This is a genomic window from Burkholderia sp. MS455 (genome assembly GCF_016899445.1).
GTDB lineage: Bacteria > Pseudomonadota > Gammaproteobacteria > Burkholderiales > Burkholderiaceae > Burkholderia > Burkholderia pyrrocinia_C.
In genome coordinates, this window is the sequence record NZ_CP041779.1 from 400116 (window position 1) to 422421 (window position 22306).

At 65.0% G+C, this 22306-nt stretch carries 27 protein-coding genes and 1 tRNA gene; 27 read left to right on the forward strand and 1 reads right to left on the reverse strand.

The genetic code is table 11. The features are described 5' to 3' along the window. Positions 1–27: 27 nt before the first annotated feature. The 19 genes from FPJ27_RS20985 to tatC all read left to right on the forward strand — a co-directional run bounded on the left by FPJ27_RS20985 (position 28) and on the right by tatC (position 13769). The gene (locus tag FPJ27_RS20985) at positions 28–954 is read left to right on the forward strand and encodes an ABC transporter ATP-binding protein (protein ID WP_072443878.1); all 927 of its coding nucleotides are present in this window, start codon (positions 28–30) and stop codon (positions 952–954) included. Then, positions 951–1790, forward strand: a complete 840-nt coding sequence (locus FPJ27_RS20990; protein WP_239483364.1) for an ABC transporter permease — start codon at positions 951–953, stop codon at positions 1788–1790. The genes FPJ27_RS20985 and FPJ27_RS20990 overlap by 4 nt, the downstream gene beginning before the upstream one ends. A 55-nt stretch (positions 1791–1845) precedes the next feature. Further along, entirely contained in the window at positions 1846–2085 is a 240-nt protein-coding gene (locus FPJ27_RS20995; RefSeq protein WP_006477131.1) for a BolA family protein, read from the forward strand. A gap of 14 nt (positions 2086–2099) precedes the next feature. After that, the gene (gene murA, locus FPJ27_RS21000) at positions 2100–3449 is read left to right on the forward strand and encodes a UDP-N-acetylglucosamine 1-carboxyvinyltransferase (RefSeq protein WP_204425535.1); all 1350 of its coding nucleotides are present in this window, start codon (positions 2100–2102) and stop codon (positions 3447–3449) included. Continuing rightward, positions 3446–4099 carry an ATP phosphoribosyltransferase gene (gene hisG / locus FPJ27_RS21005; RefSeq protein WP_034183648.1) on the forward strand — a complete coding sequence of 218 codons (654 nt, stop codon included), beginning with the start codon at positions 3446–3448 and terminating at the stop codon, positions 4097–4099. Before murA ends, hisG begins: the two co-directional genes overlap by 4 nt. 24 nt (positions 4100–4123) lie before the next feature. Further along, the gene (gene hisD, locus FPJ27_RS21010) at positions 4124–5440 is read left to right on the forward strand and encodes a histidinol dehydrogenase (RefSeq protein WP_072443884.1); all 1317 of its coding nucleotides are present in this window, start codon (positions 4124–4126) and stop codon (positions 5438–5440) included. Positions 5441–5570: 130 nt separating this feature from the next. Beyond that, positions 5571–6644, forward strand: a complete 1074-nt coding sequence (gene hisC, locus FPJ27_RS21015; RefSeq protein WP_072443886.1) for a histidinol-phosphate transaminase — start codon at positions 5571–5573, stop codon at positions 6642–6644. Between the two features lie 65 nt (positions 6645–6709). Next, positions 6710–7297 (forward strand): imidazoleglycerol-phosphate dehydratase HisB, encoded by a 588-nt coding sequence (hisB, locus tag FPJ27_RS21020; RefSeq protein ID WP_011546606.1) that lies wholly within the window; start codon positions 6710–6712, stop codon positions 7295–7297. A 62-nt stretch (positions 7298–7359) separates the two neighbouring features. Beyond that, on the forward strand, positions 7360–7980 hold the full coding sequence (locus FPJ27_RS21025) for a MarC family protein (protein WP_072443888.1): 621 nt from the start codon (positions 7360–7362) through the stop codon (positions 7978–7980). Then, positions 7977–8618 carry an imidazole glycerol phosphate synthase subunit HisH gene (gene hisH / locus FPJ27_RS21030; protein WP_072443891.1) on the forward strand — a complete coding sequence of 214 codons (642 nt, stop codon included), beginning with the start codon at positions 7977–7979 and terminating at the stop codon, positions 8616–8618. The genes FPJ27_RS21025 and hisH overlap by 4 nt, the downstream gene beginning before the upstream one ends. A gap of 163 nt (positions 8619–8781) precedes the next feature. After that, entirely contained in the window at positions 8782–9537 is a 756-nt protein-coding gene (hisA, locus tag FPJ27_RS21035) for a 1-(5-phosphoribosyl)-5-[(5-phosphoribosylamino)methylideneamino]imidazole-4-carboxamide isomerase (protein ID WP_034183653.1), read from the forward strand. A gap of 107 nt (positions 9538–9644) precedes the next feature. Continuing rightward, positions 9645–10418, forward strand: coding sequence for an imidazole glycerol phosphate synthase subunit HisF (hisF, locus tag FPJ27_RS21040; protein WP_034183654.1), 774 nt, complete (start codon positions 9645–9647; stop codon positions 10416–10418). Then, on the forward strand, positions 10418–10834 hold the full coding sequence (hisI, locus tag FPJ27_RS21045; protein WP_204425544.1) for a phosphoribosyl-AMP cyclohydrolase: 417 nt from the start codon (positions 10418–10420) through the stop codon (positions 10832–10834). Before hisF ends, hisI begins: the two co-directional genes overlap by 1 nt. Then, positions 10831–11196: a phosphoribosyl-ATP diphosphatase gene (locus FPJ27_RS21050; protein WP_006485344.1), complete on the forward strand. Its 366-nt coding sequence runs from the start codon at positions 10831–10833 to the stop codon at positions 11194–11196. The genes hisI and FPJ27_RS21050 overlap by 4 nt, the downstream gene beginning before the upstream one ends. Positions 11197–11267: 71 nt before the next feature. Continuing rightward, positions 11268–11660, forward strand: coding sequence for a hypothetical protein (locus FPJ27_RS21055; protein WP_072443897.1), 393 nt, complete (start codon positions 11268–11270; stop codon positions 11658–11660). Positions 11661–11691: 31 nt separating this feature from the next. After that, complete coding sequence (locus tag FPJ27_RS21060) at positions 11692–12057, forward strand: histidine triad nucleotide-binding protein (RefSeq protein ID WP_096472296.1); 366 nt, start codon at positions 11692–11694, stop codon at positions 12055–12057. A gap of 94 nt (positions 12058–12151) precedes the next feature. After that, positions 12152–12382 carry a Sec-independent protein translocase subunit TatA gene (tatA, locus tag FPJ27_RS21065; protein WP_034183658.1) on the forward strand — a complete coding sequence of 77 codons (231 nt, stop codon included), beginning with the start codon at positions 12152–12154 and terminating at the stop codon, positions 12380–12382. A 26-nt stretch (positions 12383–12408) separates the two neighbouring features. Next, positions 12409–12939 (forward strand): Sec-independent protein translocase protein TatB, encoded by a 531-nt coding sequence (gene tatB, locus FPJ27_RS21070; RefSeq protein WP_072443901.1) that lies wholly within the window; start codon positions 12409–12411, stop codon positions 12937–12939. A gap of 41 nt (positions 12940–12980) precedes the next feature. Beyond that, entirely contained in the window at positions 12981–13769 is a 789-nt protein-coding gene (gene tatC / locus FPJ27_RS21075; protein ID WP_072443903.1) for a twin-arginine translocase subunit TatC, read from the forward strand. 205 nt (positions 13770–13974) lie between these two features. Here tatC and FPJ27_RS21080 read toward each other — a convergent pair whose 3' ends face one another. After that, on the reverse strand, positions 13975–15180 hold the full coding sequence (locus FPJ27_RS21080) for a Do family serine endopeptidase (RefSeq protein WP_204425552.1): 1206 nt from the start codon (positions 15178–15180) through the stop codon (positions 13975–13977). A 21-nt stretch (positions 15181–15201) separates the two neighbouring features. Between FPJ27_RS21080 and FPJ27_RS21085 the strand changes: the two genes are divergently transcribed. The 8 genes from FPJ27_RS21085 to FPJ27_RS21120 all read left to right on the forward strand — a co-directional run bounded on the left by FPJ27_RS21085 (position 15202) and on the right by FPJ27_RS21120 (position 21669). After that, on the forward strand, positions 15202–15948 hold the full coding sequence (locus FPJ27_RS21085; protein WP_204425563.1) for a Nif3-like dinuclear metal center hexameric protein: 747 nt from the start codon (positions 15202–15204) through the stop codon (positions 15946–15948). A gap of 218 nt (positions 15949–16166) precedes the next feature. Continuing rightward, positions 16167–16787, forward strand: coding sequence for a ubiquinol-cytochrome c reductase iron-sulfur subunit (gene petA / locus FPJ27_RS21090; RefSeq protein WP_034183663.1), 621 nt, complete (start codon positions 16167–16169; stop codon positions 16785–16787). After that, positions 16787–18169 carry a cytochrome bc complex cytochrome b subunit gene (locus FPJ27_RS21095; RefSeq protein ID WP_111015465.1) on the forward strand — a complete coding sequence of 461 codons (1383 nt, stop codon included), beginning with the start codon at positions 16787–16789 and terminating at the stop codon, positions 18167–18169. The genes petA and FPJ27_RS21095 overlap by 1 nt, the downstream gene beginning before the upstream one ends. A gap of 21 nt (positions 18170–18190) precedes the next feature. Then, positions 18191–18949 carry a cytochrome c1 gene (locus FPJ27_RS21100; protein WP_072443911.1) on the forward strand — a complete coding sequence of 253 codons (759 nt, stop codon included), beginning with the start codon at positions 18191–18193 and terminating at the stop codon, positions 18947–18949. Positions 18950–19043: 94 nt separating this feature from the next. After that, entirely contained in the window at positions 19044–19655 is a 612-nt protein-coding gene (locus tag FPJ27_RS21105; RefSeq protein ID WP_006400565.1) for a glutathione S-transferase N-terminal domain-containing protein, read from the forward strand. 71 nt (positions 19656–19726) lie between these two features. Beyond that, positions 19727–20248, forward strand: coding sequence for a ClpXP protease specificity-enhancing factor (locus FPJ27_RS21110; protein WP_204425565.1), 522 nt, complete (start codon positions 19727–19729; stop codon positions 20246–20248). A gap of 19 nt (positions 20249–20267) precedes the next feature. Then, positions 20268–20343, forward strand: a tRNA-Thr gene (locus FPJ27_RS21115). Between the two features lie 228 nt (positions 20344–20571). Further along, a complete protein-coding gene (locus tag FPJ27_RS21120; RefSeq protein ID WP_204425567.1) occupies positions 20572–21669 on the forward strand; it encodes an acyltransferase in 1098 nt (365 codons plus the stop codon). The last annotated feature ends 637 nt before the right edge of the window (positions 21670–22306 follow it).

Consider the following 22306-nt stretch of genomic DNA (forward strand, 5'->3'; position numbering starts at 1 on the left):
GTCGCGGCCGTTGCGTCGCGCACAGTCATGTCAGCCATAGAAATCCGTCACGTCAAGAAGCGCTACAAGTCGCTTCAGGCGCTCAAGGGCGTCAGCCTGTCGGTCGAGGAAGGCGAGTTTTTCGGTCTGCTCGGCCCCAACGGCGCAGGCAAGACCACGCTCATCAGCATCCTCGCCGGGCTTGCCCGGGCCGACGAAGGCAGTATCTCGGTGCGCGGCCACGACGTCGTCAAGGACTTCCGTGGTGCGCGCCGCGCACTCGGCGTCGTGCCTCAGGAACTCGTTTTCGACCCGTTCTTCACCGTCCGCGAGACGCTGCGCATCCAGTCCGGCTATTTCGGGCTGCGCCGCAACGACGACTGGATCGATGAAGTGATGGCCAATCTCGACCTCACCGAGAAGGCCGACGCGAACATGCGCGCGCTGTCGGGCGGGATGAAGCGCCGCGTGCTCGTCGCGCAGGCGCTCGTGCACCGGCCGCCCGTGATCGTGCTCGACGAGCCGACCGCCGGTGTCGATGTCGAATTGCGCCAGACGCTGTGGAAATTCATCTCGCGCCTGAACCGCGAGGGTCACACAATCGTGCTGACTACCCATTACCTCGAGGAAGCCGAGTCGCTGTGCGACCGCATCGCGATGCTGCGCCGTGGCGAAGTGGTCGCGCTCGACCGCACCGACGCGCTGCTGCGCCGCTTCGCGGGGCTGCAGCTCTACCTGCGCCTGGCGACCGGCGCGCTGCCGGCCGAGCTGCGCGGGCTGGAGACCGATCCGGCCGCACGCGCGCCGGGCGAGCACCTGCTGCGCCTCACGAGCTACGACGATGTCGAGCGCATCCTCGCGCAGTGTCGCGCGGCGGGCGGCACGTTCGACGAGATCGAGGTCCGCAAGGCCGACCTCGAGGATGTGTTCGTCCAGGTGATGAACGGGGCCGAGGTGATCGAGGGATTGGCATGAAACAGGAACCCCCACGCTCTCTGCGTTCGCTGCCCCCCGAGGGGGCGCCCGGCACTCTTGGGGCGGCCCGGCGAGTGTCGGGAAGCGGTTTTCAAACGCTGTTCTACAAGGAACTGCTGCGCTTCTGGAAGGTGTCGTTCCAGACGGTGTGCGCGCCGATCGTGACGGCGCTGCTGTATCTGACGATCTTCGGCCACGCGCTGTCGGGCCGCGTCGAGGTGTATCCGGGCGTCGAGTACGTGAGCTTTCTCGTGCCGGGCCTCGTGATGATGAGCGTGCTGCAGAACGCGTTCGCGAACAGCTCGTCGTCGCTGATCCAGTCGAAGATCACCGGCAACCTGGTGTTCATGCTGCTGCCGCCGCTGTCGTACCGCGACATCTTCGGCGCGTACGTGCTCGCGTCCGTCGTGCGCGGGCTCGCGGTCGGCGCGGGCGTATTCGTCGTGACGATCTGGTTTATCCCGATGCATTTCGCGGCGCCGCTGTTCATCATTGCGTTCGCGCTGCTCGGCTCGGCGATCCTCGGCACGCTCGGCTTGATCGCCGGGATCTGGGCCGAGAAGTTCGACCAGCTCGCCGCGTTCCAGAACTTCCTGATCATGCCGCTGACGTTCCTGTCCGGCGTGTTCTATTCGACGCACTCGCTGCCGCCCGTGTGGCGCGAGATCTCGCGTCTCAATCCGTTTTTCTACATGATCGACGGCTTCCGCTTCGGGTTCTTCGGCGCGTCCGACATCAACCCGTTCGCGAGCCTCGCGATCGTCGCCGGTTTCTTCGTGCTGCTCGCGATGGTCGCGATGCGGCTGCTCGCGACCGGCTACAAACTGCGTCATTGATATCGACAGGCAGCGGCCGCCCCGGGGCGGCGCGCGCCGACAGGAGCCTTACACCATGTTGCCGACTCCCGAACAGGTCAAGCAATACATCGCCGGCGGTCTCGCCTGCACGCATCTGGAAGTCGAAGGCGACGGCCAGCATTTCTTCGCGACGATCGTGTCGGCGGCCTTCGAAGGCAAGCGGCCGATCCAGCGGCACCAGCTCGTCTATGCGGCGCTCGGCGATCGCATGAAGCAGGAAATTCACGCGCTCAGCATGAAGACGCTGACGCCCGCCGAATGGCAGAACGCATAACCGGAAATCACTGAGTGCAAGTCACCGTCAACGAGCGCGACGCCGTCCAGAGCGTCGCCACGGCACACCCGGCCGCCAACGGGGAATCGCACGGACATGGGATGGACAAGCTCGCGATCGAGGGCGGGCGCCGCCTGTCCGGCGAGATCGTCGTGTCGGGCGCGAAGAACGCCGCGCTGCCGATCCTGTGCGCGGGGCTGCTCACCGCCGATCCGGTCGATCTCGACAACGTGCCGAACCTCAAGGACGTGCGCACCACGCTGAAGGTGCTGAACCAGATGGGCGTGAAGAGCGAGACCGACGGCTGCCGCGTGCAGCTCGATGCGTCGCGCGTCGACAACCTCGTGGCGCCGTACGAGCTCGTGAAGACGATGCGCGCGTCGATCCTCGTGCTCGGGCCGCTGCTCGCGCGCTTCGGCGAGGCGAAGGTGTCGCTGCCGGGCGGCTGCGCGATCGGCGCGCGTCCGGTCGACCAGCACATCAAGGGCCTGCAGGCGATGGGCGCCGAGATCAGCATCGAGCACGGCTTCATCGAAGCGCGCGCGAAGCGCCTGAAGGGCGCGCGCATCGTGACCGACATGATCACGGTGACGGGGACGGAAAACCTGCTGATGGCCGCGACGCTCGCCGACGGCGAAACGGTGATCGAAAACGCGGCCCGCGAACCGGAAGTGAGCGATCTCGCACACTTGCTGGTCGAGATGGGCGCGAAAATCGACGGCATCGGCACCGATCGCCTCGTGATCCAGGGCGTCGAGCGGCTGCACGGCGCGCGCCATTCGGTGATTCCCGACCGCATCGAGGCCGGCACGTTCCTGTGCGCGGTCGCGGCGGCGGGCGGCGACGTGATGCTGACGGGCGTGCGCCCGCACATCCTCGACGCGGTGATCGACAAGCTGCGCGAAGCCGGCGTATCGATCGAGGAAGGCGACAGCTGGCTGCGCGTGAAGATGGACCGCCGGCCGTCGGCGGTGACGATCCGCACGTCGGAATACCCGGCGTTCCCGACCGACATGCAGGCGCAGTTCATGGCCCTCAATACGGTCGCGACGGGCACCGCGCAGGTCGTCGAGACGATTTTCGAGAACCGTTTCATGCACGTGCAGGAGCTGAACCGGCTCGGCGCGAACATCACGATCGACGGCAACACGGCGCTCGTGACGGGCGTCGAGAAACTGTCGGGCGCGAACGTGATGGCGACCGACCTGCGCGCGTCGGCGAGCCTCGTGATCGCCGGGCTGCGTGCCGACGGCGAAACGATCGTCGACCGCATCTATCACCTGGACCGTGGGTACGACCGCATGGAAGCCAAACTGACCGCCGTCGGCGCGAACGTGCGCCGCCTCTCCGGGAGCCAAGCATGAGCGTGCCGCTGACCCTCGCCCTGTCGAAGGGCCGGATTTTCGAGGAAACCCTGCCGCTGCTCGCCGCAGCCGGCGTGCAGGTGGCCGAGGATCCGGAAACGTCGCGCAAGCTGATCCTGCCGACGACCGACCCGAACCTGCGCGTGATCATCGTGCGCGCGAGCGACGTGCCGACCTATGTCGAATACGGCGCGGCCGATTTCGGCGTGGCCGGCAAGGACGTGCTGGTCGAGCACGGTGGCTCGGGCCTGTACCAGCCGATCGATCTGAACATTGCGCGCTGCCGGATGTCGGTGGCCGTGCCGGCCGGCTTCGACTATGCGAACGCGGTGCGCCAGGGCGCGCGCCTGCGGGTCGCGACGAAGTACGTCGAAACGGCACGCGAGCATTTCGCGGCGAAGGGCGTGCACGTCGACCTGATCAAGCTGTACGGCTCGATGGAACTCGCGCCGCTGGTGGGCCTGGCCGACGCGATCGTCGACCTCGTCAGCTCGGGCGGCACGCTGAAGGCGAACAATCTGGTCGAGGTCGAGGAGATCATGGCGATCTCGTCGCGCCTCGTCGTGAACCAGGCTGCGCTGAAGTTGAAGCGCGCGGCGCTCAAGCCGATCCTCGACGCGTTCGAACGCGCGTCGCAGAATGGCGGTTGAGCGCATCACCGTAACGGAACTCCCATGGCCATCACCATCCGCAAACTCGATTCGACGAGCGACGGCTTCGACGCCGCGCTGCGTGCGGTGCTCGCATTCGAAGCGAGCGAAGACGAGGCGATCGAGCAATCGGTCGCGCAGATCCTCGCCGACGTGAAATCGCGCGGCGACGCCGCGGTGCTTGAGTACACGAACCGTTTCGACCGGCTGAACGCGGACAGCGTCGCCGCGCTCGAACTGCCGCAGGATGCGCTGCAGACGGCGCTCGACGGCCTCGCGCCGAAGGCGCGCGCGGCGCTGGAAGCGGCCGCGGCGCGCGTGCGCGCGTACCACGAGAAGCAGAAGATCGAGTGCGGCACGCATAGCTGGCAGTACACGGAAAGCGACGGCACGGTGCTCGGCCAGAAGGTCACGCCGCTCGACCGCGTCGGCCTGTACGTGCCGGGCGGCAAGGCCGCGTATCCGTCGTCGGTGCTGATGAACGCGATTCCCGCGCGCGTTGCGGGCGTCGGCGAGATCGTGATGGTCGTGCCGACGCCGGACGGCGTGAAGAACGACCTCGTGCTCGCCGCGGCGCTGCTCGGCGGCGTCGATCGCGTGTTCACGATCGGCGGCGCGCAGGCGGTCGGCGCGCTCGCGTACGGCACGGCAACGGTGCCGCCCGTCGACAAGATCTGCGGGCCCGGCAATGCATACGTCGCGTCGGCGAAGCGCCGCGTGTTCGGCACGGTCGGCATCGACATGATCGCGGGGCCGTCGGAAATTCTCGTGCTGTGCGACGGCACGACCGATCCGAACTGGGTCGCGATGGACCTGTTTTCGCAAGCCGAGCACGACGAACTCGCGCAGTCGATCCTGCTGTGCCCGGACGCCGCGTTCCTCGAGCGCGTCGAGAAGGCGATCAACGAGCTGCTGCCGTCGATGCCGCGCCAGGACGTGATCCGCGCGTCGCTCGAAGGCCGCGGCGCGCTGATCAAGGTGCGCGACATGGCCGAGGCATGCCGGATCGCGAACGACATCGCGCCCGAGCACCTGGAAATCTCGGCACTGGAGCCGCAGCAATGGGGCCAGCAGATCCGCCACGCGGGCGCGATCTTCCTCGGCCGCTACACGAGCGAGAGCCTCGGCGACTACTGCGCGGGGCCGAACCACGTGCTGCCGACGTCGCGCACCGCGCGCTTCTCGTCGCCGCTCGGCGTGTACGACTTCATCAAGCGCTCGAGCCTGATCGAGGTCAGCGCCGAAGGCGCGCAGACGCTCGGCGAGATCGCGTCCGAACTCGCGTACGGCGAGGGGCTGCAGGCGCACGCGAAGAGCGCCGAGTTCCGGATGAAGGGGTAACCCGCGCGCTCTGCGCGGGGCCGGGGCGGGCGCTGACGCGCCGCTCTCGGCTGAGGAGACGCAGCGCAGGGCGGCAGCCGCCGCCTTGCCGACCATTTGATGCCGGCGCGACGCACGCCGGCTTGAAACCATGACGACGCCACAAGACATCATCCGCCGCGACGTGCTCGCGATGACGAGCTACCCGGTGCCGGACGCGAGCGGATTCGTGAAGCTCGACGCGATGGAGAACCCGTATCCGCTGCCCGAACCGCTCGCCGCGGCGCTCGGCGAGCGTCTCGCGCAGGTCGCGCTGAACCGCTATCCGGCGCCGCGCCCGGCCGCGCTGCTCGACAAGCTGCGCCACGCGATGGGCGTGCCGGCCGCATGCGACGTGCTGCTCGGCAACGGGTCGGACGAAATCATCAGCATGATCTCGGTCGCGTGCGCGCAGCCGGGCGCGAAGGTGCTCGCACCGGTGCCGGGCTTCGTGATGTATGAACTGTCCGCGAAGCTCGCGCAGCTCGAATTCGTCGGCGTGCCGCTGAAGGCCGACCTGACGCTCGACGTCGACGCGATGCTCGCGGCGATCGCAGAGCACCGCCCGGCGATCGTCTATCTCGCGTACCCGAACAACCCGACCGGCACGCTGTACGACGATGCAGACGTCGAGCGGATCGTCGCGGCCGCGCGGCACAGCCTGATCGTGATCGACGAGGCGTACCAGCCGTTCGCCGAGCGCTCGTGGCTGCCGCGCGCTGCCGAGTTCGACAACGTCGTCGTGATGCGCACGGTGTCGAAGCTCGGCCTCGCCGGCATTCGCCTCGGTTATCTCGTCGGGCGGCACGCGTGGCTGACCGAATTCGACAAGGTGCGTCCGCCTTACAACATCAACGTGCTGACCCAGGCGACCGCCGATTTCCTGCTCGACCACCTCGACGTGCTCGACGCGCAGGCGGCCGAACTGCGCGCGGAGCGCGCGCGCCTCGCGCAGGCCGTGGCCGCGCTGCCGGGCGCGACGGTGTTCCCGAGCGCCGGCAATTTCCTGCTGGTGCGCGTGCCGGACGCGGCCGCCGTGTTCGACGCGCTGCTCACCGAGCGGGTGCTGGTCAAAAACGTGAGTAAAATGCATCCGTTACTGGCCGAATGCGTGCGGCTGACCGTCGGTTCTCCCGACGAAAACGCCCGCCTGCTGGCTGCTTTGAAACTCGCGCTGCCCGGTTGAGCCCAGGGCGCGGCGGCGCGCGACGATCAATCCCCATTTACATCAGACTCAATCAAGGAATTGCCATGCGTGTGGCGGAAGTCGTTCGCAATACCAGCGAAACGCAGATCCGTGTGAAGCTCGATCTCGACGGCACCGGCCGGCAGAAGCTGGCCACCGGCGTGCCGTTTCTCGACCATATGCTCGATCAGATCGCGCGACACGGTCTGGTCGATCTCGAGGTCGAAGCGCATGGCGACACGCATATCGACGACCACCACACGGTCGAGGATGTCGGCATCACGCTCGGGCAGGCCGTCGCGAAGGCGATCGGCGACCGCAAGGGCATTCGCCGCTACGGCCATTCGTACGTGCCGCTCGACGAGGCGCTGTCGCGCGTCGTGATCGACTTCTCGGGCCGGCCGGGCCTCGAATTCCACGTGCCGTTCACGCGTGCGCGGATCGGCACGTTCGACGTCGACCTGTCGATCGAGTTCTTCCGCGGTTTCGTGAACCACGCGGGCGTCACGCTGCACATCGACAACCTGCGCGGGATCAACGCGCACCATCAGCTCGAGACGGTGTTCAAGGCCTTCGGCCGTGCGCTGCGCGCGGCGGTGGAGCTGGACGAGCGTGCGGCGGGGCAGATCCCGTCGACGAAGGGCAGCCTCTGAACTTCCGAACGGACGGACGCTAAGGACAACCTCACGGCTTCGGCGCGCGGCGCCGGCTTGCGATGGATCTGCTCAAATCGTTCATTTCGCTGCTTGCGCTGATCAATCCGATCGGCGCGGTGCCGTTCTTCCTGAGCCTGACGGCGCAGCAGACGGACATCGAGCGGCGCCGCACGATCCGGATCGCGTCGGTGTCGGTGTTCTGCGTGATGACGGTGACGACGCTGCTCGGGCAGCAGATCATCGACTTCTTCGGCATTTCGGTCGGCTCGCTCGAAGTGGGCGGCGGGATCATCATGCTGCTGATGGCGATCAACATGCTGAACGCGCAGATCGGCAACACGCGATCGACGCCGGAGGAGCGCCACGAGGCCGAGCTGAAGGACAACATCGCGGTCGTGCCGCTGGCGATTCCGCTGCTCACGGGCCCCGGCTCGATCAGCACGGTGATCATCTATGCGGCGAACTCGCGTCACTGGTATGAGCGGGCCGGGCTGGTCGCGATCGGCGCGGTCCTGGCTTTGCTGTGTTTCGTCGCGATGCGGCTCGCCGAGCCGATCGCGAACTGGATCGGCCGCACGGGCATCAACATCGCCACGCGGCTGATGGGTCTGATGCTGTCGGCGCTGGCGGTGGAATTCATCGTCAATGGACTGAGGGCGCTACTGCCTGCACTGAGATGAAAACTTCGATTGCGATTGTGGATTATGGGATGGGCAACCTGCGCTCGGTCGCGCAGGCGCTCAAGAAGGCCGAACCGGCCGCCGACGTGGCGATCGTCGACACGCCGGCCGCGATTCGCGCGGCCGACCGCGTCGTGCTGCCCGGCCAGGGCGCGATGCCCGACTGCATGCGCTGCCTCGGCGAATCGGGCCTGCAGGAGGCCGTGATCGAGGCGTCGCGCACGAAGCCGCTGCTCGGCGTATGCGTCGGCGAGCAGATGCTGTTCGACTGGAGCGCGGAAGGCGACACGAAGGGCCTCGGCCTGCTGCCGGGCAAGGTCGTGCGTTTCGAGCTCGACGGCCGGTTGCAGGACGACGGCTCGCGCTTCAAGGTGCCGCAGATGGGCTGGAACCGCGTGCGCCAGTCGCAGCCGCACCCGTTGTGGGACGGCGTACCCGACGACGCGTATTTCTACTTCGTGCACAGCTATTACGTGTGCCCGGACAACCCGGCGCATACGGTCGGCGAAACGGCCTACGGCGCGCCGTTTACGTCCGCGGTCGCGCGGGATAACCTCTTCGCGACCCAATTTCACCCCGAGAAAAGCGCGGAGGTCGGGTTGCGTCTGTATCGCAACTTCGTACACTGGAAACCGTGAACGTCGCGTGCGTGCCACAATCGGCGGGCCGGAGAGGCCCGTCTTGCGGGGCTCGCGCGCCAATGCGCCGAAAGAGTTGTACTAAACTAGCGAGACGGCGCGGTACCGGATTGGCCGGTACGCGCCGGATTCTTTTCTTCTTCCACGACGATACCCGATTGCTATGTTGCTGATTCCGGCCATCGATCTCAAAGACGGTCAGTGTGTGCGCCTGAAACAGGGCGATATGGACCAGGCCACGATTTTCTCCGAGGACCCGGCGGCGATGGCCCGCAAGTGGGTCGATCTCGGCGCCCGGCGGCTGCATCTGGTCGACCTGAACGGCGCGTTCGCCGGCAAGCCGAAGAATCTCGAGGCGATCGAAGCGATCCTCGACGAAGTCGGCGATGAAATCCCCGTACAGCTCGGCGGCGGCATCCGCAGCCTCGAGACGATCGAGAAGTATCTCGACGCGGGCCTGTCCTACGTGATCATCGGCACGGCGGCCGTGAAGGATCCGGGCTTCCTGCAGGATGCGTGCACCGCGTTCGCCGGCAACATCATCGTCGGGCTGGACGCGAAGGACGGCAAGGTCGCGACCGACGGCTGGAGCAAGCTGACGGGCCACGAAGTGATCGATCTCGCGCAGAAGTTCGAGGATTACGGCGTCGAATCGATCGTCTACACGGACATCGGCCGCGACGGGATGCTGCAGGGCATCAACATCGAGGCGACCGTGAAGCTCGCGCAGGCGGTCGGCATTCCGGTGATCGCGAGCGGCGGCCTGTCGAACCTCACGGACATCGAGAATCTGTGCGAAGTGGAAGAGCACGGCGTCGAAGGCGTGATCTGCGGCCGTGCGATCTACTCCGGCGATCTCGATTTCGCGGCCGCGCAAAAGCGCGCGGACGAACTGAACGGCGAGCTCGACAACGCGTAAGCGCGGTTGTCCCGTTCGCCGGGGCTGCCCGCAGGGCGGCCCCGACCGGAAGCCTCGCGCGAGGCTTCCGTAACCGGCCGTCCCATCGCGGCATTTGGCGCAACATCATGGCTCTAGCTAAACGCATCATCCCCTGCCTGGACGTGACCGCCGGGCGTGTCGTCAAGGGCGTCAATTTCGTCGAGCTGCGCGACGCGGGCGACCCCGTCGAAATCGCCCGCCGTTACGACGACCAGGGCGCCGACGAACTGACGTTCCTCGACATCACCGCGACGTCCGACCAGCGCGACCTGATCCTGCCGATCATCGAGGCGGTTGCGTCGCAGGTGTTCATTCCGCTGACCGTCGGCGGCGGCGTGCGCGCCGTCGAGGACGTGCGGCGCCTGCTGAACGCGGGCGCGGACAAGGTCAGCATGAATTCGTCGGCGGTCGCGAACCCGCAGCTCGTGCGCGACGCGGCCGACAAGTACGGCTCGCAGTGCATCGTCGTCGCGATCGACGCGAAGCGCGTGTCGGCCGACGGCGAGACGCCGCGCTGGGAAGTGTTCACGCACGGCGGCCGCAAGGGCACGGGCCTCGACGCGATCGAATGGGCGCGCAAGATGGCCGAGCTCGGCGCGGGCGAGATCCTGCTCACGAGCATGGACCGCGACGGCACGAAGTCGGGTTTCGACCTCGCGCTCACGCGCGGGGTGTCGGACGCGGTGCCGGTGCCGGTGATCGCGTCGGGCGGCGTCGGCTCGCTGCAGGATCTCGCGGACGGCATCAAGGATGGCCGCGCCGACGCGGTGCTGGCCGCGAGCATTTTCCACTACGGCGAGCACACGGTCGGCGAGGCGAAGCGCTTCATGGCCGACCAGGGCATTCCGGTGAGGCTGTGATGAATACGGAAACGAAATCCCTGCCCGAGTGGCTCGACAAGGTCCGCTGGGACGACCACGGCCTCGTGCCGGTGATCGCGCAGGAAGCATCGACGAACGACGTACTGATGTTCGCGTGGATGAACCGCGAGGCGCTGGCGAAGACGATCGAGACGCAGCGCGCGGTCTACTATTCGCGCTCGCGCAAGCGCCTGTGGTTCAAGGGCGAGGAGTCGGGCCACGTGCAGCACGTGCACGAGGTGCGGCTCGACTGCGACGAGGACGTCGTGCTGCTGAAGGTCGAGCAGGTGTCGGGCATCGCGTGCCACACCGGCCGGCATTCGTGCTTCTTCCAGAAATTCGAGGGCACCGTCGACGACGGCGACTGGGTCGCGGTCGAACCGGTGCTGAAAGATCCCGAACACATCTACAAATGACGCAATCGACCGAAGACACGCTGCTGCGCCTCGCGGCGGTGATCGATAGCCGCAAGGGCGGCGATCCCGATCAATCGTACGTATCGCGCCTGTTCCACAAGGGCGACGACGCGGTGCTGAAGAAAATCGGCGAAGAGGCGACGGAAGTCGTGCTGGCCGCGAAGGACGTGCGCCAGGGCGGCGCGCCGACCGCGCTCGTCGGCGAGGTGGCCGACCTGTGGTTCCACTGCCTCGTGATGCTGTCGCACTTCGACTTGAGCCCGGCCGACGTGATCGCCGAGCTCGAGCGTCGCGAAGGGTTGTCGGGCATCGAGGAGAAGGCGCTGCGCAAGCGCCGCGAGCGCGAGGAAAACGGCGGGTGACACGCATCGGCCCGCCGCGGTGGCGACAGTGCGGTAAGCTGTAAGAATTGTCATCTAACGGGGGTAGCATCATGACCGATACGCCAAGCCAGTTTCCGCCGCCGTCGGTGCCGGGGGCCGCGGACGCCGAACGCCTGAACGGGTTGCGCACGCTGACTCACGTGCTCTATGGCCTCTATGCGTTTCATTGGCTGACGGGCGGCGTCACGGGCATCATCGCGATCATCATCAACTACGTGAAGCGCGGCGACGTGGCCGGCACGCCGTACGCCGATCACTTCGAGTGGCAGATCCGCACGTTCTGGCGCGCGCTGATCGCCTACGTGATCGGGTTCGCGCTGATGTTCGTGGTGGTCGGATTCGCAGTGATGTTTGTCACATGGATCTGGACGCTGTACCGTATCATCAAGGGTTGGCTGTACCTGAACGACAACAAGACGCTCGATCCGCAGGCGTGGTTCTGACCGGCCGCGCGCGGGTGTCTGCAGGAGCAACATGAGTCACGATCCGAATTGCCTGTTCTGCAAGATCGCCGCAGGCGAGATCCCGAGCACGAAGGTGCATGAGGATGACGAATTCGTCGCGTTTCGCGATATCCGCCCGGCGGCCGAGACGCACGTGCTCGTGATTCCGCGCCGGCACCTGCCGACGCTGTCGGCGGCGAGCGATGGCGATGCGCCGATGCTCGGGCGGCTGATGCTGCTCGTCGCGCGTCTCGCCGACCAGCTTGGCGTCGCGTATACGGGCGGTGAAAGCGGTTTTCGCACGGTGATCAACACGGGCCCCGGCGGCGGGCAGGAGGTTTACCACCTGCACGCGCATATCCTGGCCGGCCCGCGTCCGTGGCATCGGATGGGTTGACGGCGCGGGGCGTTCTCCCCGCATCGATAGTCGAAGCCGGCGCGTCGCCGGCGATTTGCGCCGCGCAGCGGCGTGGTTGAGGAGAGGTTTCATCATGGGTGGATTGAGCATTTGGCACTGGCTGATCGTGCTGCTGATCGTCGCGCTGGTTTTCGGTACGAAGAAGCTGCGCAACATCGGCAACGATCTCGGCAGCGCGGTGAAGGGCTTCAAGGACGGCATGAAGGAAGGCGAAACGCCGGCCGACGCGCAGCAACTGCCGCGCTCGGGCTCGGTCGACGTCAACGCGAAGGAAACGACGCGTTCCGATTCGAACAAGGCGTAATGCCGGCACGCTGACAGGCATTCTCGATGCTGGATCTCGGTCTTTCGAAGATGGCGCTGATCGGCGTCGTCGCGCTCGTGGTGCTCGGCCCCGAGCGCCTGCCGCGCGTCGCGCGTACGGCAGGCGCGTTGTTCGGCCGCGCGCAGCGGTACATCAACGACGTGAAGGCCGAGGTCTCGCGCGAAATCGAACTCGACGCGCTGCGGACGATGAAGACCGATTTCGAGTCGGCCGCGCGCAATGTCGAGACGACGATTCACGACAACCTGCGCGAGCACGAGAAGGAACTGAACGACACGTGGCATTCCGCGGTCGGCGGTCTTAACGAGGCTTCCGGCGATGCCGGGTCGTACGGTTCCGACACGCCGGCGGCGCCGTCGTGGCGCGGCAGTACGGCCGCGCTCGCGCCGAAGCGCCGCAACTGGCGTGTCAAGCAGGCGGCGACGCCTGTCTGGTACAAGCGCGCGATTACCCGCCGCACGCACGTGCAGTCGGGCGCCGCGCGTGTCGCGCGCCACCAGCCGGCCAGCCTGCGCCGGCCGACGCGCTTCTTCTGAGTCGAGCGCATGCTCGCTCGTCAATCCTACCGAGGGCCGGTGTGAGCGACCCCCAGCAGAACCCGGGCGACGCCCCGGAAGAAACCTTCATTTCCCATCTCGTCGAGCTTCGCGATCGCATCATTCGCGCGGGGCTGGCCGTGATCGTCGTGTTCCTCGGGCTCGTCTACTGGGCGCCCGACATCTTCAAGCTGCTCGCGCGGCCGTTGATGCAGAACCTGCCGAAGGACGGCAAGATGATCGTCACGGACGTCACGGGCTCGTTCTTCGTGCCGATGAAGGTCACGATGCTCGTCGCGCTCGTGATCGCGCTGCCGGTCGTGCTGTACCAGATCTGGGCATTCGTCGCGCCGGGGCTGTACCAGCATGAGAAGAAGCTCGTCGTGCCGCTCGTCGGCAGCAGCTACTTCCTGTTCCTGTGCGGGATGGCGTTCGCGTACTTCTTCGTGTTCCCGACGATCTTCCGCGTGATGGCGCATTACAACGCGCCGCTCGGCGCCGAGATGACGACCGACATCGACAACTACCTGAGCTTCGTGCTCGGGATGTTCGTCGCGTTCGGGGTCACGTTCGAGGTGCCGATCGTCGTCGTGCTGCTCGTCCGGATGGGCGTGCTGACGGTGAAGAAGCTGAAGGAGATCCGGCCGTACGTGATCGTCGGCGCGTTCGTCGTCGCCGCGGTCGTCACGCCGCCGGACGTGTTCTCGCAGCTGATGCTCGCGCTGCCGCTGATCGTGCTGTACGAGGCCGGGATCCTGGCCGCGCGGTTCTTCGTACCGAAGAAGCCGGCCGAAGAGGGTGAGGCGGAGAACGGCGAAGCCGCGAGTTGACGACGGTGCGCCGGGCGGCGCGCGGCGGGTGGCCTTCTTTCGGCCATGCCTGTGCGGCCCGGTGGCGTTGGGGAGCAAAGCAAAGTGGGGTTGAGGTCACATCCGCGGCAACACGGTCTTCGACGCAAAGCAAAAGGGCAGCCATCGGCTGCCCTTTTGCGTTTCCGCTCACGGCCGGCGCGCGTCGGCACGCCAACCGTGAACGTCATTCGGTATCGCTGTCCTGTTCGTCGAGCGTCTGCTTCGGCGGCGGCGGGCGCTTGCCGATCACGACGTTCACGTTGAACTCCTTGCCCTTGCGCACGACGTGCACCTTGGTCGGCGTGCCCGGCTTGATCTGCGCGACGACGTTCAGCAGCTTCGTCGTATCGGTGATTTCCTCGCCGTTGACCGTGACCAGGATGTCGCCCGGCTTGATGCCGGCCTTGTCGGCCGGGCCGCCCTGCAGCACGCCCGCAACGATCGCGCCCGATTTCTGCTGGAGCCCGAACGACTCGGCGATCTCCGGCGTGACGTCCTGCGGCTCGACGCCGATCCAGCCGCGCGTGACCGAACCCGTCGTGATGATGCTTTCGAGCACGGTGCGCGCGGTCGATACCGGAATCGCGAAGCCGATGCCGAGCGAGCCGCCCGAGCGCGAGTAGATCGCCGTGTTGATGCCGAGCAGGTTGCCGTTCACGTCGACCAGCGCGCCGCCCGAGTTGCCGGGGTTGATCGGTGCGTCGGTCTGGATGAAGTTCTCGAACGTGTTGATGCCGAGGTGGTTGCGGCCGAGCGCGCTGATGATCCCCATCGTAACCGTCTGGCCGACCCCGAACGGGTTGCCGATCGCGAGCACGACGTCGCCGACCCGCGACTGGTCGGAGCGGCCGAGCGTGATCGTCGGCAGGTTCGTCATGTTGATCTTCAGCACGGCGAGGTCGGTCTCGGGATCGCTGCCGATCACCTTCGCGGTGGCCGTGCGGCCGTCGGCGAGCGCGACCTCGATCTGGTCGGCGCCGTCGACGACGTGCTGGTTCGTTAGAATGTAACCTTCAGGGCTCACGATAACGCCCGAGCCAAGGTTGGCTGCCGGTTCGTCCTGCTGCTTGCGGGCGTTGCGGTCGCCGAAGAAGTAGCGGAACAGCGGATCTTTCGCGCGCGGGTCGGGCGGCAGCGAGCCGTCCTTGCTGGAGAATACGTTGACGACGGCCGGCATCGCCTTCTGCGCGGCTTCCGCGTACGACGTGGTCGCCGGTGCGCCGCCGATGCCCGGTGCGACTTCCCGCAACGCAACGATCGGCGTCGCGAGCTGCTTGCCGAGCTGTCCTTGCCGTTGCAGCCATTGCGGCTTGAGCGTCACGACGATGAACATCAGCGCGAGCAGCACGGTAACCGCCTGCGCGAAGAACAGCCAGAAGCGTCTAAGCATCTGAATGGATTAGAGGTTTATATGGATCGGATCGAACTTGAATTGTACTTGAACAATACCCTTGAAACCGCGCGCTTCAAGGACTATTGCCCGAACGGCCTCCAGGTCGAGGGGCGCCGCAAGATCGAGAAGATCGCCACCGGCGTGACGGCGTCGCTCGCGTTCCTCGAAGCCGCGCTCGAATGGGGGGCGGATGCCGTGCTCGTTCATCACGGCTATTTCTGGCGCAACGAGGCGCCGCAGATCACGGGCCGCAAGTACCAGCGCCTGAAGCTGCTGCTCGCGAACGACCTGAACCTGTTCGCGTTCCACCTGCCGCTCGACGCGCACCCCCGGCTCGGCAACAACGCGCAGCTCGGCGAGAAGCTTGGGCTGATCGGCGAGCAGCGTTTCGGCGACGGCGACCTCGGCTGGATGGCGACGCTGCCGATGCCCGTCACGCTCGAGCACTTCGTCGCGAAGGTCGAGCACACGCTCGGCCGCACGCCGCTCGTGCTTGGCGATCCGGACCTGCAGCTGCGCCGCATCGCGTGGTGCACAGGCGCCGCACAGAGCTATTTCGACGCGGCGATCGACGCCGGCGCGGACGTATACCTGACGGGCGAGGTGTCCGAATACGTGACGCACACGGCCGCCGAAAGCGGTGTCGCGTTCGTTGCGGCAGGGCACCATGCGACCGAACGCTACGGAATCCAGGCGCTTGGCGCCCACTTGTCGGAAGAATTCGATCTCGAACACCTTTTTATCGATATTCATAATCCGGTCTGAACGCCGGATTTGCGGCAGCGCATCGAAATTCCGAAATGTAGCAGACGCTTAAAAGAGAAATGATTTAATCGCTCCGATAGTGGGGGATAACCCTTAACTATCAATCACTTCGAAGGGATTTTCATCTCCGGGCCTTGTAAATGACGACTCCATTCGAGCAAACTAGCGGCGGAATGGAAAGTCGTGACGGAAAATCCAACTCAGAAGTGGGGCGTGTGATGCGAGACAAGGAAGAGAAACGCGTCGACAGCGGCCGCCGTACCTGGCTGATTGCGACATCCGTAGCAGGTGGCGTAGGAGGCGTAGCCACCGTCATACCTTTCGCGGCGTCGCTTGCGCCGTCCGCGAAAGCGAAAGCGGCCGGTGCACCGGTCGAGGTCGACATCAGCAGCCTGAAGCCCGGCGAGATGGTCACCGTGCCGTGGCGCGGCAAGCCCGTCTGGATCCTGAATCGCACCGATTCGATGCTGGCCGACGTAGTCAAGGCCGACAAGGAAGTGGCCGATCCGACCACGAAGTCCCCGTATTCGATGCCGTTGCCCGCGTATTGCGCGAACGAATATCGCGCGCGGACCGATCGCAAGAACATTCTCGTCGTGATGGCCGTATGTACGCACCTCGGCTGCACGCCTAGCCAACGCTTCACGCCGGGGCCGCAGCCGAACCTGCCGGACGACTGGCCGGGCGGTTTCCTGTGCCCGTGCCACGGTTCGACCTACGACCTCGCCGGCCGTGTGTTCAAGAACAAGCCGGCGCCTCAGAATCTCGACATCCCGCCCTACATGTTCACGTCGGCGACGACCCTCGTGATCGGCAAGGACGAGAAAGGAGAAGCGTGATGGCCGCCGACAACAAGGAAGTCTCCACGACAGGTCTCACCGGCTGGATCGACCAGCGCTTCCCGCTCACGTCCACGTGGAAGAAGCACGTTTCCGAGTACTACGCGCCGAAGAACTTCAACTTCTGGTACTTCTTTGGTTCCCTCGCGCTGCTCGTGCTCGTCAACCAGATCGTCACGGGCATCTTCCTGACGATGAACTACAAGCCCGACTCGACGCTCGCGTTCGCGTCGGTCGAGTACATCATGCGCGAGGTGCCGTGGGGCTGGCTGATCCGCTACATGCACTCGACCGGTGCATCGATGTTCTTCGTGGTCGTCTACCTGCACATGTTCCGCGGGCTGCTGTACGGGTCGTATCGCAAGCCGCGCGAGCTCGTGTGGATCTTCGGCTGCGCGATCTTCCTGTGCCTGATGGCCGAGGCGTTCTTCGGTTATCTGTTGCCGTGGGGCCAGATGTCGTTCTGGGGTGCGCAGGTGATCGTGAACCTGTTCTCGGCGATCCCGTTCGTCGGCCCGGACCTGTCGCTGTGGATTCGCGGCGACTACGTCGTGTCCGACGTCACGCTGAACCGCTTCTTCGCGTTCCACGTGATCGCGATTCCGCTGGTGCTGGTCGGCCTCGTGATCGCGCACCTCGTCGCGCTGCACGAAGTGGGGTCGAATAATCCGGACGGCATCGAGATCAAGGCGAAGAAGGACGAGAACGGCATTCCGCTCGACGGCATCCCGTTCCATCCGTACTACTCGGTGCACGATTTCCTCGGCGTGTGCGTGTTCCTGATGGTGTTTGCGCTGATCGTGTTCTTCTCGCCGGAGATGGGCGGCTACTTCCTCGAGGCGAACAACTTCGTTCCGGCGAATCCGCTGCAGACGCCGCCCGAGATCGCGCCGGTCTGGTACTTCACCGCGTTCTACGCGATGCTGCGCGCGACCACCGACCCGTTCAAGATCGTGCTGATGATCGTGATCGCGGTGCTCGGCGTGCTTGCGCTGATCCGCGCACGCGGCAAGTGGAAGGCCGGGCTGCCCGTGCTGGCCGCGGCGATCGTCGTGTTCATGTACCTGACGGAGTCGAAGTTCTGGGGCGTCGTCGTGATGGGCTCGGCGGTGATCACGCTGTTCTTCCTGCCGTGGCTCGACCGCAGCCCGGTGAAGTCGATCCGCTACCGGCCGCTGTTTCACAAGGTGTTCCTCGGGATCTTCGTCGCGGCGTTCCTGACCCTCGCGTTCCTCGGCACGCGGCCGCCATCGCCGGCTGCGACGCTGATCGCGCAGGCCTGCGCGCTGATCTACTTCGCGTTCTTCCTCGGCATGCCCGTCTGGACGCCGCTTGGCACGTTCAAGCAGCCGCCGGAGCGGGTGCGCTTCAAGCCCCATTAACGTGAGCGAGGAGAGAACGACATGAAGAAACTGCTTTCGACACTCGCGCTGATCGGGGCGACCGCGTGTGCGCTGCTGGTGGCGCCAGCCGTGCGGGCGGAAGGTAATTTTCCGCTCGACCGGGCGCCCGATAACACGGAAAATCTCGTTTCGCTTCAGCACGGCGCGCAATTGTTTGTAAACTATTGCCTGAACTGCCACAGCGCGAACCTGATGCGCTACAACCGTCTGACGGATCTGGGCATATCCCAGAAGGAGATCGAAACGAATCTCCTGTTCACGACCGACAAGGTCGGAAACACGATGTCCGTCGCGATGCGGCCCGAAGACGCGAAGAATTGGCTCGGCACCTCGCCGCCCGACCTGTCGGTCGAGGAGCGCGCGCGCGGCCGCGATTGGCTGTATACGTATCTGCGGAGTTTCTACCGCGACGATACGCGGCCGTCCGGCTGGAACAACGCGGTGTTCGAGAACGTCGGCATGCCCCATGTGTTGTGGCAACTGCAGGGGCAGCGCATCGCCAAATTCGAAGACAAGACGGACGAGGAGACGGGCGAGAAGGTCCACACGCTCGTCGGCTTCCAGCAGGTCACGCCGGGGACGTTGTCGTCACCGGACTATGATGCTGCGGTTGCCGACCTGGTGGCCTATATGACATGGATGTCCGAGCCGGCCCAGCATACCCGCAAGCGCCTCGGCGTGTGGGTGCTGGTCTTTCTCGGTGTCCTGACTTTCCTGGCCTGGCGGCTCAATGCCGCGTACTGGAAAGACATCAAGTAAACACGCCTGACCGGCGTGGGGCCGGCGCAACGCGGAACCCGTGAAAGGGGTTTCGCCGCGTGCCGGCCCTCGGCTTTTTTGAGGAAACGCAAATATGATGGTTCTGTATTCCGGCACAACTTGCCCGTTCTCCCAGCGTTGCCGGCTGGTGCTGTTCGAGAAGGGCATGGACTTCGAAATCCGTGACGTCGACCTGTTCAACAAGCCGGAAGACATTTCGGTGATGAACCCGTATGGTCAGGTGCCGATCCTGGTCGAGCGTGACCTGATCCTGTACGAATCGAACATCATCAACGAGTACATCGACGAGCGCTTCCCGCATCCGCAACTGATGCCGGCCGACCCCGTGCAGCGCGCACGCGCGCGCCTGTTCCTGCTCAACTTCGAGAAGGAACTGTTCGTTCACGTCAGCACGCTCGAGAACGAGAAGGGCAAGGCAGCGGAGAAGAATCACGAGAAGGCACGCCTCGCGATCCGCGATCGCCTGACGCAGCTCGCGCCGATCTTCGTGAAGAACAAGTACATGCTCGGCGAGGAGTTCTCGATGCTCGACGTCGCGATCGCGCCGCTGCTGTGGCGCCTGGATCACTACGGCATCGAGCTGTCGAAGAACGCTGCGCCGCTGATGAAGTACGCCGAACGGATCTTCAGCCGTCCGGCCTATATCGAAGCACTGACGCCGTCCGAAAAGGTCATGCGTCGTTGATGATGCAATGAAGGCAAGACGGAGAGGGCGGCGCGGCGTGCCGCGCGCCCGCTCCGGGTTCGAGGATTGTGATGCAAGAGATTTCAACGAAGCCTTATCTGCTGCGCGCGTTGTACGAGTGGTGCACCGATAACGGTTACACGCCGCATATCGCGGTGAGGGTCGACAACTCGACGCGCGTGCCGCGTCAGTTCGTGCGTGACGGCGAGATCGTGCTCAACATCAGCTTCGAGGCGACGAGCCAGTTGCAGATGGGCAACGAGTGGATCGAGTTCACTGCCCGGTTCTCCGGGAAGGCGCACAAGATCGAGATTCCGGTTGCCAACGTGCTCGCGATCTATGCGCGCGAGAACGGGCAGGGGATGGCGTTCCAGGTCGATGCGGTCGCGGGCGAAGGCGAGGATTCGGGCACGTTCGACGATGAAGCCGCGCAGGCGGATGACGTGCAGCGCGACGAGTCGCCTGCCGCACTGACGCCGGTCGCGGAGCGAGGCGCGAACGAGGAACCCTCCGAAGGTGCCGACGAACCGCCGAAAACCGACGGCGACGGCTCGAAAGGCGGCTCCAGACCTCGCCTCAAGATCGTGAAATGAGGTAGAATCTCGCGCTTACGCCGGCTTAGCTCATCTGGTAGAGCAGTTGATTTGTAATCATCAGGTGGCGGGTTCGAGTCCTGCAGCCGGCACCATATCTGACAAGGGGTTACGCGATGTTTGCGTAGCCCCTTCGCGTTTCCAAAACACCCCTCACGTTTCCAAAAACGTGCGGCGGTGCTCGCAGACCAGCTCGTCTACGATGGCGAGTGCGCACGAATGGACCGTCGTGCGAGGTCAAACTGTCGCCTGGCCGGCGCAGTCCACAACGACAAATCCAACAACAACCGACCGTGAAAGAATCTCGTATTCCCGAGCTTGACTTGCTTCGCTTCGTCGCCGCAATCGCCGTCGTGTTCTTTCACTACGCGTTCCGCGGCAACGCGGCCGACGATCTGACGACCATGCACTATCCGGCGCTCGAACCGGTCGCGCAGTACGGTTTCCTCGGCGTGCACCTGTTTTTTATGATCAGCGGCTTCGTGATCCTGATGACGGCAGGCGACGGGAGCATCAAACGGTTCATTGCGTCGCGCGCGTCGCGCCTGCTGCCTGCCTTCTGGGTCTGCTGCACGATCACCTTTCTCATGACGCTCGCATTCGGCGGCGATCGATTCGTCGCGACCTGGCCGCAATACTTCGTGAACATGGTGACGCTCGGTGGCGGATTCGGTGCCGATCCGATCGACGGTGCGTACTGGTCGCTCGGCGCGGAGTTGCGGTTCTATCGCCTGGTCGGGATTCTGCTCATCATCGGCCAGATCCATCGGGCCGAACGCTGGCTGTTCGCCTGGCTGATAGCTACGGTGCTCGTGGAACTGTTCCCGTTCATCAAGCTGAAGGGCTTCCTGGTGACGGACTACGCCGGCTTCTTCATCGCCGGCGCGGCGTGTTTTCTCATTCGTGCGCGTGGCCTGTCGCGATCGCGCATCGCGCTCGTCTGCGCGGCCTGGGTGCTTTCGCTGTACCACGAGTTCCAGCTCCTGCCGCACTTCGGCGAGAACTTCGGGAAGGCGCTGGACCCCGCGATCGTGGCGGTCGTGATGACCTCGTTCTTTGTTGTGATGCTGACGCTCGCGTTGCGCCGCACGCCCATGCTCTCCAGCCCGCGGTGGGTCTGGTTCGGAGCGGTCAGCTACCCCCTGTACTTGATCCACCAGAATGCCGGCTACATGCTGTTCAATCAAGTCGGCCTGGCCGTCAACCAGGTTGTGATGTTTTGGGCCGTTTTTGCTGCGGCGATCGGCGCTGCGCTGTTGGTGCACGTCACCGTTGAGAAGCCCGCTGCAGGTCCACTGAAACGCGCGTTGTTGCGCATGCTCGACGCGCTACTTCGCCACACGCCGACGCTGCCAGGCCGTCGGCGCCGGCAACAAGGCGATCAGCGCGACGGCTTTACTGGTCGAGCGTCTCGCACGTAGCGCGCCGTCATACCTGGGCCGCTGTGGCCTGCGAGGCGCTGTCCTGCTTCGAGCCCTTCGTCGATCGATCGTCTTGTGCGTTACGCCGCGTGCACGAAGGTCGCGGAACGGAAACTTTGCCTTCTCGATGCTGGCCAGTTCGCGCGCCTTGTCGAACCGCGAGCGCAGCTTGCCCTTGGTGAGCGGATATGCAGTCTCGACGCCGTTGGCTCAGCATTGGCGCCGTGCGGTTCCGCGACTTTGCACCATCGGCGGGATAAATGGATTCTCGGTGAGCCTCTACTCTCATTACCGTCACAGCGAACGATCCGAGAAATTTCGCGGGCGAAAAAAAAGCCGGCGCGAAGCGGGCTTGACTATGGACAGAGCGGGGTTAATTCACGGAAGGCCCACCGAGGCGACAGCCGGGCCTACCCGGATGGCCGCAGGATGCCCCGGATGCTCGCGAACAAAATTTGTCGCTAGCGTTCTAATGCTGGGTCCGCAGTTTGTCCTTCCGGTAATTTCCCCCCGATGTCCCTAGGAACGAACGTAGGAAAGATCCGGTAAGGTGAGGATTGTTCACTGTAGCGCCGCGTTCTGAAATGTAGAGCGCGCGTTCCTTCAGAATATCGAGCATTTTTGTTTGCGAGATTCG